This is a genomic window from Paenibacillus litoralis (assembly GCF_046244365.1).
Classification (GTDB): Bacteria; Bacillota; Bacilli; order Paenibacillales; family NBRC-103111; genus Paenibacillus_V.
The window spans coordinates 6,529,556-6,545,132 of record NZ_CP176395.1; the positions used below are offsets into that span (position 1 = coordinate 6,529,556).

At 57.1% G+C, this 15,577-nt stretch carries 6 protein-coding genes; 1 reads left to right on the top strand and 5 read right to left on the bottom strand.

Going from position 1 to position 15,577, the window contains the following annotated elements; all coding sequences use genetic code 11:
- Nucleotides 1-295: 295 nt before the first annotated feature.
- Nucleotides 296-4,312 (bottom strand): phospholipid carrier-dependent glycosyltransferase, encoded by a 4,017-nt coding sequence (locus ACKGJP_RS27610; RefSeq protein WP_409341995.1) that lies wholly within the window; start codon nucleotides 4,310-4,312, stop codon nucleotides 296-298.
- 269 nt (nucleotides 4,313-4,581) lie between these two features.
- On the opposite strand from ACKGJP_RS27610, the gene ACKGJP_RS27615 reads away from it, so the two are divergent.
- Entirely contained in the window at nucleotides 4,582-4,788 is a 207-nt protein-coding gene (locus tag ACKGJP_RS27615; protein WP_409341996.1) for a hypothetical protein, read from the top strand.
- A 209-nt stretch (nucleotides 4,789-4,997) separates the two neighbouring features.
- Here the strand turns inward: ACKGJP_RS27615 and ACKGJP_RS27620 are convergent, their stop codons facing one another.
- From ACKGJP_RS27620 to ACKGJP_RS27635, 4 genes are all read right to left on the bottom strand, one after another.
- Complete coding sequence (locus tag ACKGJP_RS27620; RefSeq protein WP_409341997.1) at nucleotides 4,998-6,947, bottom strand: hypothetical protein; 1,950 nt, start codon at nucleotides 6,945-6,947, stop codon at nucleotides 4,998-5,000.
- 103 nt (nucleotides 6,948-7,050) lie between these two features.
- Nucleotides 7,051-10,221, bottom strand: a complete 3,171-nt coding sequence (locus ACKGJP_RS27625; protein ID WP_409341998.1) for a cohesin domain-containing protein — start codon at nucleotides 10,219-10,221, stop codon at nucleotides 7,051-7,053.
- Between the two features lie 127 nt (nucleotides 10,222-10,348).
- A complete protein-coding gene (locus ACKGJP_RS27630; RefSeq protein WP_409341999.1) occupies nucleotides 10,349-13,489 on the bottom strand; it encodes a cohesin domain-containing protein in 3,141 nt (1,046 codons plus the stop codon).
- Between the two features lie 26 nt (nucleotides 13,490-13,515).
- Nucleotides 13,516-15,462, bottom strand: a complete 1,947-nt coding sequence (locus tag ACKGJP_RS27635; protein WP_409342000.1) for an S-layer homology domain-containing protein — start codon at nucleotides 15,460-15,462, stop codon at nucleotides 13,516-13,518.
- Nucleotides 15,463-15,577: the final 115 nt, after the last annotated feature.

Consider the following 15,577-nt stretch of genomic DNA (forward strand, 5'->3'; position numbering starts at 1 on the left):
CGTCCCCTGTCCCTTTTCCCTTTTCCCTTTTTCCTTGCGCGCCGCCCCTCCCTCTTTGCTTTCGAAGACAGCGGCTTTTTCCCGATTTTCCCGTAACCTCAAATCAGTACATTTTCGACTTACTTTATCTTATATGAAACGTTGATGCAGAGCAAACGGCATTGCCCTCTTTTGCCTGTCCTCTTTAAGCAAAATGGCAAGCGATGATCACGACTGGCCGGAAACGACCGTAAAAAAGCCGCTCCTGCACATAGGTACAGAGCGGCCCTTCCGTTTGCCGTATCGAATCAGCGGATCAGCTATAGAAAAACCATGTCGGGAGCCACCGGAGCACGTACATCGCATACGATTTGCTTACGATCATCCCGGACAAAATCGGATAGAACAGGACAAAGAGCGCAACGGAGATGCCGACATAAGCGTAAACGGCTTTTTTCCAGCCCGGTTTCTTCTCGATCAGCGTCTTCAAGCAGTAGGTGATGCACAGGATCATGAACGGCACCATCGCGAAGTAATGATAAATGAACGTAAGGCGCGTCACCAGCATCCAAGGTACGTATTGCGAGAAATACGCGATCAGTACGACGATCATGCCCTTGTCCCGGCTCCGCGAGACCAGCCAGATCGTAACGGGCACCGCAATCAGCCCGACCCACCATACCGCCGGATTGCCCATCGATACGATGCTGGAAATCATGCCTTCCGGCAGCAGCGCCTGCCCGCCGAAATACCAGATCGGCTTGACGATGACCGGCCACTCCCACCACGGAGAGCCGAAGGAATGCGTCGCGACCAGCTTGCTGTGATAATCGAACATGCTTTTCTGAGCGTCGATCAGCCCTTTAAGGGTGTAATGCCCGCCGTCAGCCGTCAGCCATGGAATGAAGGACAGCGCATAAATGACGATCGGTATCGCCCCGAAAAACAGGCAGCACCAGCCGAGCGTCGCCAGCGTCCTGCGCGGAAACCCGCGGATCATCGAACGGCACTGCTCCAGCACCGATTCATCGTGCAGGGCCGTCTTCGCATAGGCGGACGCCAGCGCTCCTTTAGCCGCCTCGTATTCCCGGTACCTTTCGTACAGCGACAGGAACAACAAGAAAGCAAGGCCGGCTCCCCCGTAAATGACGATCCATTTAGCCGCGGCTCCGATTCCGAAAAACAATCCGGCCCAGAACAGCGGCACCAGCGTCTTCCGGAACGGCTCCCGGTAAAAATTCATCGTGAAGTAACGGTACATGAAATAGTACATCAGCATGATGAAAAAGACGCCGTACACGTCGATCGTCGCGATTCGCGTTTGCGCGAAATGCATGAAGTCGGCCGCCAGCAGCGTAGTCGCCATGATCGCATAAGGCGTGCGGCGGAATATCCGCTTGGCGAATACGTACATCAGCGGCAGCATGGCGATCCCGACGAGCGTGCCGACGATCCGCCAGCCGAACGGATTCATCCCGAACAGCCAAATTCCGACGGAAATCATCAGCTTGCCGAGAGGCGGATGCGTGTTCTCGTAAGTCGGCAGGCTGTTCAAATGCTCGAATGCCGTACGGGCATGATAAATCTCGTCAAAATACGTGCCGTCGAGGTAACTCGGCTTGTATTTCACTTTCGCCTGCTCGTCGAACATCTTCGCCGCATTCTCGTCAGCAGCCGCTTGGCCCTCTGCCGGCTTGACCGTCGTAAACGGCAAAGCCGCTTGGCCGTCCTTCTCGAAGAAAGCCAGCTCGTACAGCTCAAGTCCCGGAGATTCGACCGTCAGCTTGGCATAGCGGGCGTCCTGGCGGATCTGCAAGCTCGTCCAAGTAAATACCTTGACATAGTTGATGTCCGCCAATTGCGCCCCCGTCTCCGGCCAGGACGCCAGGGTCGGCGAAAACTCCACCTTCAGCTTGCCGTCGCCGATGCCGGTGTACAGGTTGACGCGCTCGATCGTTTTGGGAGCGCCGAAGTCGACGATAATCGTTTCGCCGCTTTTTTCGGGCTTCCACATCGTGGACGGAGCCGTCGCCGAGCCGAGATTGACGAAAGCGACGATCGCGTAGATGACCGTTATGACGGCCATCCAGAGCCCGTCCTTGCGCGTAAGCCTAATGTCCCCGCGGGAAGCGGAAGCCGGACCGGAAGGAGCGCCCGCCCCTTTCTCGCCTGCGGCCTTAGCCGGGGGACCGGCTTGCTTCTTCTCTTTGCGGCCGCGCTGGCCGGCTGCGAGCGAGCGTCCTTTGCCCGTTTCGTTCAGTTGAACGTCGCCTTGCGCCCTCGCCGCCCAGCCGTCCTCCGAAGGAACCAGCTGCAGCGGCTGGACGACCAACATGCGCCCTTTGACATACATATCGACGCACACATAGATGAGGTACGCATACAGCAGTACATTCGCCAGCGACGAAATCATCAGAATCCCGTTCAGCTTGTCGATGGCCGTTTGCTTCTGCATGCTGGCCTCCAGCACATACGCCACATTGACGAAATGGGTTAAGCCGAAGCCTAGGAACAGCTGCAGCACCCGCCTGTCTCGCGTGAAGATATAGAGCAGAGGCAGTAGAATGAGAGCCGGGAACATGTACCGCTCATGCATCCGGACGCCCAGGACGAACATCGTGACGATCAGGAGCAGCGCCCCCGCAAACATAACGGAACGGTTCGTGTGCAGTGCCCGTCCGCGGTACGTGACATATAGCGTAACCGCAAGAGCGGCCGCGATCGCGACATACCCCCAGGTCTGATACGACAAAAACAAGAGCTTCGCATGCTGATCGACCCAGTTGCCGCCGGTAAGAGCGAACAGGTTGAACGCATTAAGGGTTGCATACGGATAAGAGCTTAGCGTTTCGCCGTACAGCTTAAAAATCCAGCTGGCCGGCATATGAACCGCGAACGGCAGCGCGAGCAGCACGAAGGTGCCGAGCGAGAGCAGCCCGCAGCGAAGCAGTTTGCCTGCGGCATGGCGAAGCTCGTACCAGCCGAACAGCAGCACCGGGGTGAAGATAAGCGCCTGCGGCTTGATTAATACAGCCAGAGCAAACAGTATGGACGCACGCTCGTATCGGCGGTCGAACAAATCGCGAAGCGTCAGCAGCAGGAACAACGCGAAGAACGAATCCACCTGTCCCCAGACCGCCGAATTGACGCCTACGGCCGGCGCGAACGCATAGAGCAGCGCCAAGCCGAAGCCGATTCCGGCGGACAAGCGGCTTCTCGCGATCTTAAACAGCATATAAGCCGATAGAATATCGGCTATGATCGCCGGCAGCTTGATCAGCAGCAAATAAGCCGGCGCATCGAACCCGAAGCCGAACGCTTGGCGGATCGTGCCGATCACATAAAGAACGTACATATACCCGGGCGGATAGTCGGAAAATTGCTCGCCCGTATAGAAATGCGAAAGGCCCACTTCCGCAAGCCGGTCCGCCCAAGCGCGGAACGTCATCGTGTCTGTCGCATACCCGGTCGTAGTCGGCGCGATCAGAAGACGAATGAGGAATGCCGCAGCCAGCGAAACCGCGACGAGCGCATGAATGCGTCCCTCCGGCGCGGCTTCCAGCCCTTTGCGTCTGATCAGAACGATATATACGAATCCGAACAGCAGAACAAATAAACCGGCAAACAAAAGGATCGGCGTCAGCGACACCGAGACGTGATCATTCGGTCCCGTTTGCGAAACGGCAACCTCCTGCGGCTCGAACGAAACCGTCTTGAAGCCGGACGGAACCGAACGAACTTCCTCCAGCATGATGTCGTCGAACGAGGCCGTGCCGGTGTTCAAGCTGCCGTAGCCGCCAAGCCGCACCGCAACCTGAAGCTCCGTTTGCTTGGCGCCCGTTTTGCCGTACAGCGTCACTTGCTGCCACTGCCCGTTCGTATCCTTCACGTCCGCGGACGTATCCAGAACGCCGAGCACAGAGACGTTAGCCCCCTTGGCCGATGCGCCAACCTGCGACGCTTTCACCCAAGCCGACAGCTTGTACTTCGTATTTGGCTTGACGGCCTGCTTCTGGATGAGCTTGGCGTCGTTCGGCCTGACGTTCTCGATAACGGCGGAACGGCTCCCCGCATGGACCTGTCCGGTATCCATGCGGAATTTCGTCACATCCGCCCCCTTATCCCAAACGTCCTGCTCCCAGCCTTGCGGAGTTGAGGCGTCCGCAGCGCCTTCCTCGAATCCTGCGTTTAGCACCATGTTGGCCGTCGGAGACTCGCTGTCCGCAGCCCAAACCTGTTTCTCACCCGGCAGCGCCCCCATGCTTGCCGCCGTTCCGAACGCAACCGCCGCCAGAAGCAGCGACGCGAGTACGATCCGTTTAACGAATGTCATTGTCACGATTCCCTCTCACCTGTCCCGCATGAAACCGGTATATTTTTCTTTCTTTGTATATAGCCCTCGTTTCTTTCCCTATTATGCCAAATTCCGTCGTAATAGGATAGTAAAACCTGCTTAGAACATCTGACGCAGACGGAGCGCCTTTTGTTTCAGTCGCGGCCTCCGCAAAGCGCTGCCAAAAAACGTCCGAAAGCATGGCGCGCCCTCTTTTGATGTTCCGGATCCGTAGACTGAAAGCGGCTTAGGAACGGGAGAAGTTCCGGGTGCGGTTACGGGTGCCTGACGTCTGCCGGACGACTCCTACGACGATCCGTATGCCCGGGCATAGCGGATTTTTGAGGCGTTATTTATGGCAAATCGTCCTTTTCTCGTGGGATAGCGGATTTACGCGGTGTTATTTGACCGACTTGGACCGGACGTTCACCGGAAATGACGAAATAACGCCCCCGGAGTCCGTTATCGCATCATGAGTGAGAGTTCGCCGGCAATAACGACTCGCCAATCCGCTATCTCTCATTCGAGCGAGTTCGCGAGCGATGACGATCGCCGCTTCCGTCTCAGCCGCTGCAGCATCCGCCGAGACGATGCAGGCTCGATCGTTCTATGTATGCGGTAACGTCAAAAAGCCGACTTTTCAGTCGGCTTCGGATTTACAAACCTCGAACGCAGCAGCTTCCGTTCATTCCGGTAACGCCGCCGGCCCCAGCCGCAGCAGCTCCGTACCCTGTGCATAGTAGATCCGTCCGTACCGGTCGAGCGTCATGTTGCCGACGACGGAATCGTTCAGAATCTTATGCTCCATCGTCTCCGGCCTTACGACGACAAGACGCCTGCCGAGCGTCGTATACAAGAGACCGTCCGGTCCCCAGCGCAAAAAAATCGGTCTCCATTTGCTGTATCGGTACTCGCTTGGAAGAATCACTTTGCTTTTGACCACCCGTCTCGACGCCGGCTCCATCGCGAACAAGGTTCCGTCCGCCGCTCCCCAAATCAGGCCGTCAGGGCCGGCCGACAGCTCGCCGATCATCCGCGGCGGCATATCGATCCCGGGAATGTCCGGGACGAACTCGCCGATCTTGCGGTTCGCCTTCGCGTCCCACACGAACATCTTCGCCGGGCCGTCCGAAGGGGGAATGCCCAGCCCGCCCCAGAGCGTCGTCCCGCCGTATACGTTGCCGTTCAGATAAGCCAAGCCGATGACGCTCTGATCTTCCACGATGTCGGGATGTACGCTCCACTGTTCCGTGCAAGGATCGTACACGGACAGAGCCCCTCCCCGGATGCCGTAATCGGCGATCGTACCGACGAACAGCTTCCCGCCGCCGGAAGCGATGGCGAACGGCCGGTCCTGCCGATGACCGATAACCCCGATCCTGCCCGGATTGTGACGGGGCGTCTCCCCGTATCGGAACGGCAGCTCCGGATCGTACCGGTACATGCGCGCCTTCGTGTAAGTGCCAAGGTATACGTTCCCGTCCAGGAATCCGATTCCTTCGGTTTGAGGGAACGTTTCGACCGTCCGCTCGATCCGTTCCGCTTGAGGATCATAAACGGTGAAGCCCCGGTGATAGCCTCCGATGTACAGCTTGCCGTCAGGCCCCGTCTCCAGGCTCTGAATTTCGATCGGCTGCGCTTCCACTGAGAGTTTATATGAAATTGCCCGGCCTTCCGCTCCTCCTTGCGTCTCAGTCCACGCCGCTTCCGCGTGTCCCGTCACCAAGGCAAGATTGCGGTCTTCCCCTTCGAGCCACTTCATGGCTTTCACTCTGCCCTCGGGGAAAACGCCTAAGCCGGCCTCCGCGGTTTCCCCCGTGAGAAGGTTTCTCCGGTAGACGGACGTACCGGACTTGTAATAGACCGTTCCCGGTTCCTCCGGATGCTCGAGCAGCTCGTTGTCGCATACGAAAGCTCCCGCAGGCTCTAGCGTATGCTTGCGAAACACCCGCACCTCGGAGAAGTCGGACGACACGAGCAAATAATCCCGCAATGCCCAGATCCGGTCGACAAAGCCCTGCCGTCCGGTTATGCCGGGCAGCTCAAGCTCCTCCCTGGCTCCGGTTATCCGGTTCACTCTGACCACATGCCGGACGCTGCCGGTTCCCGCATAGATCCACTCCCCGTCCACCGTAAGTCCCCGAGCGTACTGCTCGCCGGGCATCACCGTTCCGTAATCCCGCACCTCACCGGACACGCAGTCGTACTCGAATACCGCACAATCGGGATAGGTCGCTCCGTAGACGCGTCCGCCGTCGCAGCGTAGCTGCCATACCCATCTGTCTGCAGGTGTCGCCCCTGCCGGCTCCAATTGCCGCTTATCCGGGCAGTAACGATACAGTATGCCGTCTTCGGTTCCGGTTACATAAACGGTTTCATCGGCGGCCGAACTTATTCCCCAGCAGCAGTCGGTATTCGGCACCGGAGCCCGGAATAGCGTTTCTCCCGTCAACAAGTCGAATTCCTGGAAAATCGCAGGCGCACCGTTGCTGACGAAGCATACGGTATGCCGTCCTCCCCTGTGCAGAATAACGGCAGCCTGCCCGAAGCGGGACTTCACCATCGTGCCTAACGTCTCGGGTTGCGGCATAACCGCCTCTTCCCCTTCCCGATCCGGCAACTGATACTGATTCATTGCCGCAGCCTCCTTTTTACTCTCGTTGCTTTCTATCCTAATAAAAAATGCCGCGGATCTTACTCCACGGCATGAAAAATCCGATCTTCCGAGTCGATGCTGCCTACTTCAACATATACAGGGCGATCAACGCCACATCGGCGATATCGATGCGCCCGTCCTGGTTGAGATCGTAATGTTTGTTGCCGTCGTTCAGCGGCTGCCCTACCGTTTTGGCCACCGCGGTCAGATCCGATAACGTTACGCTGCCGTCTCCGTCCACGTCCTCAAGCAGACCCACTTTGTAGGCATGCGTCAATGTTTGGCCGAGCGTATGGACCGTACCCGTTTGATCCGCGTCGTTCGCCGCGAGCTCGGATTGGCCCGATACCGTAATTTCGCTGGTACCGAGCTTGCCCTTCGGCTGAAAGACCAGGCGCGCCACGACCTCTCCCTCTTGGATGGCACCGCTTCCTGTCTTCGTCGCGATCAAGGTTACCTTGCCGTTATCGTCGCGCCAGGTAAAATAGCCGTTGCCGTCCGTCGCTATGTCCGATTTAGCCGAAGCCAGCTGAAAATACGCTGGATCGTAATTCACAACCGCTTTAACGGCATACAGACCGTTTACGCTAACCGCTTTGATAGCCAGCTCGGCCGGCTCGCTGCCGGATCCGGCATTCTTCATTTCCATCTTCAGACCGCCCGGCGAGGAAGGCTCCTCCAAATCGTCCGGAGATGTAAGCGTAATATCGTCATAGTAAGCGTCGATCAAGCTCCATCTCGAACTGTAAGCCATGATGGACAGATGAGTCGTTCCTGCAGGGGCAATCCCCGTCACGTTCACCTCGCTCCAGCGATTCGGCGTTTTATCGGAGAACGGACTGGATTTGGAATCGAGCTGCTTCCCGTCTTTATCGTAAAAATAAAGGAGCAGCGCAGCGTCGTCGGGTTGGCCTCCGTTTACGTACACGCTCATGCCGGCCGTATACGTTTTGCCCGGCTTCGCGGCTATTTTGTCGGATTGCAGGCCTCCGGAAAGCTCTCTTGCCGTATCGACGACTTTTAAGCTTCGCGTTCCGGTCCGGCTTTTTGCATCCGTGACGGTGAATGGAATGCCTTCCGGATAAGGATTCGTCCAGCCGGGAATGCTCCCGTTCGCGCCCTGCTCCTCAAAGCCGCCGTTTCTCACCGGAATTTGCCGCACAGGCTTTTCGCCTTTCGTGACCGGGATCATCATGAGATGAGCGGTATCCGTGTAGTACATATTTTCGTTCCCGTTCGCATCCTCCGCAATCGCGAAAAACGCGATTTCTTTCCCCGTAGGGCTTAACTGGACAAAGTCCATCGTCTTCGGATCGACGACCGTCACGATATCCGCCAGATCGACGTACAAGAGTCCGTCCTTGCCCCACCGCGGGTGATACGGCCGCCAGAAGCCGTAATTGTTTACGCCCGGATAAATGTCTTTGTAGCCGGCGATTTGGTACGTGTCCGGATTCATTTTGAACACGATGCCGTCCACCGTCCCCCACAACAGACCGTCCGGCCCGAACGTCAGCCCGGTAATCATCGGAGGCTTATCCAGCTCCGGCAGGTCCAGCGTGAATTCGGCGAGCTTCTTCTCCTGCGCGACATCCCAGACGAACATCTTCGCTTCGGTTTCCGTCTGCGGGATGCCGAGACCTCCGTAAATGGTCGTCGAACCGTAAATGATGCCGTTCCGGTAAGCCAGGCCGGTAATGCTCTGATTATGGACGATATCCCGGTACACCTTCTTCGTTCCGGTAGCGGGATCGTAGATCGTCAGGGCGCCGCCGAGCTTTCCGTAGCCCGGGATCGTCCCGATCATCAGCTTGTTGTCGGCTGCGATCATAATATACGGACGGTCCTGGTCTTCTCCGATTTGAAACACTTGTTCCGCTGCAGGGACGGGCGTGCCGACTTTGCTGCGGTAAACGATCGCGCCCGGATAAACGCCGTAGTACATATAGTCGCCCAGTCCGACCATCCCTTCGGACTGTCCTAACGTAAAGTTGACGAACTTCCCGTCTTTCGGGTCGTAAACCGCCCCGGTTCCGCCCGGATAACCGCTCATATACAGCTTGCCGTCCGGTCCCGGCTCGAGATTATGGAGCGGATTCGGCACACCTTTTACGACCGGCGGCATATCCTTCCGCAACTCGTCCTTCACGTTCAGGATCGTAATCTTCCCGCTGCTCTGAACGGTGACAAGCGACTTGCCCGGAAACTTCGGATCGTCCGTAAATTCGATCCACTCCGCTCCGCGCAAGGAAGAACCGTAGCTGATTTTGGTGGAGCGCGCTTCGAATGTCGTCATATCGAGCTCCGCCAGCTTACGGTTCCCGATAATATACAGCTTGCCGTTCATCGAAGTCAGCTGATTGAAGCCGAACACGCCGATTCCCGTTTCCCCGCTAATCGTGGAGCCGACCTTCTTGTTCAGCCAAACTTGATTTTTCAAATCGTAAAACAACAGCTCGTTAAGCGTGTCATAGGCGAACCGGACCATCAAATAGCCGTCTACGACCGCCATGTCGTACGCAAACGGAACTTTATCCGCAGCGAGCCCCATGATGCCGGGAACAGCCTGGGAAATGACCGTTTTTTCCCCCGTCTCCACGTTCAGCTTAACGACATTGCCGACCGATCCGATTCCGGTGTACAGAAAGCCTTCGTAGTAAGCCATAGAACGAACGTATTCCTGCCCTGGAATCATGGAGCCGTAGTCTCTGAACGTTCCCGCGACCGGATCGTATTTGAACACTTTGCCGCTTTGGAACGTTCCGCCGTAGACGTTGCCCTTCTCGTCCGTCGTCATCGACCAGAGCGATTTCTCCCCCGGAAGGGGCTCCCCTATTTTCCGCACCGACTTCGTCGCGGGGGAATAGCTCCATAGCTCGCCGCGGCTTCCCGTAGCGATACCTGCAATATAAACCGTGCCGTCGGGCGCAATCGCGTGCCGCCACGACTGCTGCACGCCAGTCAGCGTAAAGGACCGGAGCAGCTTATTATCGCGGACGTCCACGATATTGAAGACCGCGTTATCGGCTGACACGGTCATATACGCCACTTCCCTGCCGTCTTCCTTGCCGAATACGGCATCATTAATCGATATGGCGTACGTCGGAACGCCGAGGTCGACCGGGTCGCCGAACGTTTTGCCGTTCCACGATTGCGCGGCCTGAACCGGCGGCGCGCCTGCGGCCAGCAAAGCGAAAATGCAGATAAGGGCGGTCAGTAATACGATTGGCTTGGTTCGCAGCAATCCTCCCAATTGTTTTCCTCCTCACAAGATAATCTTCGAATCTTATTTCTGTTCCTTTGCGGGGAACACCGAAACAGGTATGGTTGATCGAAATAGTCGGGGCCGCCGCTACAGCCGGCCCCAGCAGGTACTCCTTCTATTGCAACAGCCTCAGCGCAAGCGCAGCCACGTCCTGTACGTCCGTCTTCCCGTCGTTGTTTAAGTCGTATTTGACGTTATAGGCCCCGCCGACCGATTTGGCCAAGACAACCAGATCGATCAGGTTCCGGCTTCCGTCTTCATTCACGTCATATAAATCTTTGATGATCGTAACTGTAGCCTTCAGATCGCTCTCCGGAGAATACGTCTTTTTGGTCTCGTCGGCATCGATTTTTGCCAATTGCGACGTCTTGGCCAGAACGATCTCGGTACTTCCGTCCGTTATCGCTTTGAGCTTGACGACGGCAATATCCGCATTTCCGCTGATCACATGCTGGCCGAGCTGCGAAGCCACGAGCTTCACTTTCCCCGGCGTTTCCGAGGTGTAGTTGAAGGAAACGTCATTCCCCGCTTTGAAAGAATCGCTGAGCGTCACGCTCTCGACCGCAAATTTCGCAGGATCGTAAGAAAGCTCCGCGACTACCGAATACAGCTGGTCGGCAGCCTCCACCCTTACGGTTACGGGGACGACTCCGTTCATTTCGGTTCTCGTTACGGGCACATTCAGCTTGAAGACGCCGGCAGGAACTTCGGCAGCCGGAAATTTTCCGGTCAAGTTAAAATCGTCGTAATAGGCCGTCGTTATATAAAGCTGCGAGACGGAGGCGAACAGTCTTGCCGTTTTGGCGTTTGCGGGCGCCGTACCTGTCAGTTTGACCTCCTGCCAAGTTTTAAAGGGACCGGAAGTAAGATGGGTGAGCACGTCGCTGCCTGTCTGCTTGCCGCTCTCGTCGAAAAACCTCATCAAGAAGCTCGTTCGGCCCGAATCGATGTACAATCTTACGGACGCCGAATACGATTCGCCGGGCAAGACGGCAATGGGATCCGCTCCCATCAAAATGGATTCCGTCGTAGACGTGTCGGTTACCTTCAAGCTCTTCTTACCGCTGAATGCCTGCTCGCTGCTGACGGAGAACGAGGTGTTCGGACTCGCTTGCGAAAGTCTGCTCCACCCGGGGATGTTCCCGTTGTCCAGCTCCGCTTCGAAGCTTCCGTTGCGAATGTTGAGCGCCGGAACGGTCGGGCCGCTGTTGTCTCCCGGCGTGACCGGAATCATCATCAGCCGGGTCGAGTCCGCATAATACATATTTCCGTCGTTGCCTAGCGTAAATAGCGGCGTCGCGATGTTCAGGCTTTTGAATTCCATCGTAAGCGGGTTGACGATCGTCAGCTTGCCGTAAAGATCCGTGTACAGCAGGCCGTCGGCGCCGAAACGAAGATGGATCGGACGCCACATGCCGTATTTTTGAACGCCGGGGTAGATCGTTTTGCTTTTGACCACCGCTTTGGTTGCCGGATCGACCGCGAAAATCGTACCGTCCGCAGCCGCCCACAGCAAGCCGTCCGGTCCGAATACGAGACCGCTGATCATGATCGGCGCCGTAGCGGAGCCCGGAATCGCCGGCGCGAATTCGGCGGTCTTCGTCTGCGTCGCCGTGTCCCAAATGAACATTTTGGCGGCGGTTGCCGTCGGCGTAGCGTCTAGTCCGCCCATGACGGTCGTCGAGCCGTAAATTTTGCCGTCCTTATAGGCGAGGCCGACGATGCTTTGGTCCTGCACCACATTCCGGTAAACGCGGTGCTTCGTTTCGGAGGCCGAGGCGGAATCGTATTCCACCAGCGCTCCGCCAAGCTTGCCGTAATCCGGAATCGTCCCCATATACATTTTGCTGCCCGCCGTCACGTTGACATAAGGGCGGTCTTGTTCTTCCCCGATGACAAAAAGCTTGACGGGATTGCCCGCGGCGATCGGTTTGGCCGTATCCAGTTCGTAAATTTCCGCATGGGGATACGTATTGAATATAATCTTGCCGCCGATATGCCCGATGCTTTCGGGCTGACCCATCGTGAATACCGTGTTTTGCTTCGTCACCGGGTCGAATGCGGCGGCGGAGCCTCCCGGATAACCGCCCATGTACAGCTTGCCGTCCGGCCCCTTTTCCAAAGAATGAATCGGAATCGCCTGGCCGGCTACAATGGCCGGTTTCTCGATCCGTTTCTCGGTTTGGATGTTGAAGAAGCCAATGCTGCCGTTAAACAACGTGTTGACGAGCGTCGGACCCGGCAGCTCCGGATCGTTCGCGAACGTCGCCCAGCCTCCGCCCTTCATGGAGAAGCCCTGCTCCATCGCGGTCGCTCTTGTTTGGAACGTAGCCAGATCAAGCTCGATCAGCTTGTTTGCGCCCGTAGCGTTCAATTTGAAATACGCTTTGCCGTTCATCGGCTGCGATACGCGGTTGCCGTGGAAATTCGGGAATTGCTCGGGCCTCCACTGCCCTTGCACCAGATCGTAAGCGATCAGCGTGCTGATCCCGCCGCCGCTCAGATGGGCGAACAAATAATCGCCGACGACATCCAAATTGTAAACGAACGGGTAGTTGCCATAGGTTACCCCCGTTACCGTAGGCAACGGTACCGGCGTTTTCTCTCCGGTCGCCGGATTCAGCTTGACGATGGCTCCGGCCGTGCCCAACCCCGCGTATAGCGAGCCGTTATGATAAGCGAGCGAACGGACATAGCTGTTCGTCTCCGACATCCGGCCGTAATCGCTGAACTTTCCGGTTGCAGGGTCGTATTTCCAAACGAGCGCGTTCGGATACGTTCCGCCGTACACGTTGCCGGCCTCATCCGTGACAAGTCCGTAGATGGCCGTCTCTCCGGCGCGAATGATGCCGAGCGGCTCGATTTCCTTCGTTGCCGCCGAATAACGGTACAGACGTCCGCCCGAAGAGGAAATGTATACGCTGCCTCCGTCCGGCGAAACCACGAGCGACCACGAGTCTTTACCTTGCGGCATCGGAATCGCCCGCAGCACCGCGTACGTGTCGAGATTGATGACGTTGAACTGTGCGGGCTCGCCCGCCAGCGCCGTATACAAGACGTTGCTTCCGTCTTCCTTGCCCACGACGCTGTCATAGATCGCGACCGACGAAACCGACTTGATCGGCTGGCCCAAATCGACCGGCTGCCCGAACGTCGTGCCGATCGCGGCCTGCGCCCGAAGAACCGGGAATAGCGATAACAGCAGCAATGCAGCAAGCAGAATCGCAGTCATTCTTGCCGTCTTAGCTTGAACCATTGGAAAAACCTCCTTCGTAGAATGGGTTACTTCTCTATACGCATGAGTAGCTTGTCGATCAGAACGGCCATATCCGCACGGCTGGACGCCTCTTGCGGAGCGAGGCGGTTTTCTCCGACGCCGTTGACGAGTCCGAGCTTTTTGGCCTTATATACCGAGGCTTTGGCCCAATCGCCGATCGCGTCGTCGTCGGCAAATTTCTCGTTTCCATCCGCTTCGGTTGCCGCTTCGTTACTCGCATACGCCCTCATCAGCAGCGCGATCATTTGCTCGCGGGTAACCGGATCTTCCGGATGGAAGCGGCCCTCATAGCCTTCCGCCACTCCCGCTTTATGCGCCGCTTCCACATAGCCGGCGAACCATTCGCCTTCCTTCACATCGCCGAACGCACCGCTGTAAGGAGCTTCCTGCCAATCGAATACGCGGGCAAGGAGCGTGACGAATTCTGCGCGCGTCATCGTCTTGAACGGCTCGAAGCGGTTTGCGTCCGTCCCTTCGACCACATGCCTTGCGCTCAAGACGTCGATCGCTTGCCGGGCTTCCGCGTAGACGGACGATACATCGTCATAATGCCCGGTAAATTCCATGACGGCATATCGGCTGAAGTGCGATACGTCCGCGGTAAACATGCGGTTTAGGCTGTCATGCTTGCCGCTGCGCAAATAATCCCACTGCCCTGCCGCCTCGTTGAAATGGTACAATCCGAGCTTGCGGGCCGAAAGAGTTCCAGGCTCATACGCCATGCTGACGGTAACCGGCGGCTCGAAGGAAGCGATACGCTGCCGGGACCCCTCTCGGACTCGCTCGGCTTCAAAGGTAAAGACGGCGGCCGGGCGGAGCGTATGTCTGCTGTCCTTCTGTTCCCATCCTTGCTCCTGCCTGACGGAGATGACGACGTCCTCGCGATCGCCGCGGATCGATTCGATCGGGAATCGCAGCCTTACGCCCGGAGCGACGATGCTCACATCCGTCTCCGCGGCAGCGAGCGCTTCGATCGCCAACGAGTCGATAAGCACCGGATGGATGGCCTGTTCCGTTACTCGAATGCTCACAGACTCCGGACGAGTTACGGCTATCCCTTTCCCCTCGGCCGCTTGCTTAAGAGCCATTATCGTTTGGACGGCGCTTCGTACGGCACTCTCGCTAATCGTCAAGAAAGTCTCTTGATTCCGCTCCGCCGTCACGGGAGTAAGGGTGAATAGCTTGGCCATAACCGCCTCGGCCAATTGAATCACATCCTGCTTTTCCTTCGCCGTTAACGATTGGGGCAGCTTTGCGATAAGATCGATCGCTTGCTCGGCCGCTTTCCGCGCATCTTGCTCCTTCAGGATGTCGCGAATGGCCTCAGCCAAAGGAGGTGCGCTCGGTGTCGGCGAAGGCGAATCCGTCGGTGCTGCGCTTGATGTCGGCGTCGGTGTCGGCGTCGGTGTCGGCGTCGGCGTCGGTCCCCCGCTTCCGTCGGAAATCGTCAGCTTAATCGGGCTACCCGGCTCGATTGGGATCGCTTCGAGATCGTCCCTCCCCGACTGGTTCACGAACGTTCGCGTCGAAACGGCTTTAAGCCCCCCAAGAGCGATTGCGGTCGTTCCCGGCTTGTTGGCGCGGAACGTAAACGTTCCGAGAGCAACCGTTTCTTTAAAGCCTCTATCCCCTGCATTTTCCCTTATTAAAGGGTATAGGGTCGGCAGCTCCGTATCCGGCCGAAAATCATTGTAACCGCTTGCAATCGATTTGCGGATTAACGTTAACGCTTCCGTATCGAACTGAAGCTCGAATTGAATGCCATACAGATCGGCGACGTTCTCGGCCTTCGCATCGATCGTGAACGTATCGCCGACCTTAACGGAACCGCTATCCCTGACGAGCGTTGTCGTTGGCGTTACTGCCGCCGCCTCCGCAAATGCGATTATCGGGGTGAATGCGTACAGGCACAGGATGATAGAGCATGCTGCTGCAAAAAATGTTCGGGTCAAGGGAACAACTCCTTCGTTTGGGTTATTCATGATTTAAGGGCTCGCTGTGCGACCCGCCCCCTTTCCGGCTATTCGTACGTCATACAAAAAAAACCTCTCACATGAGAAGTTTAGG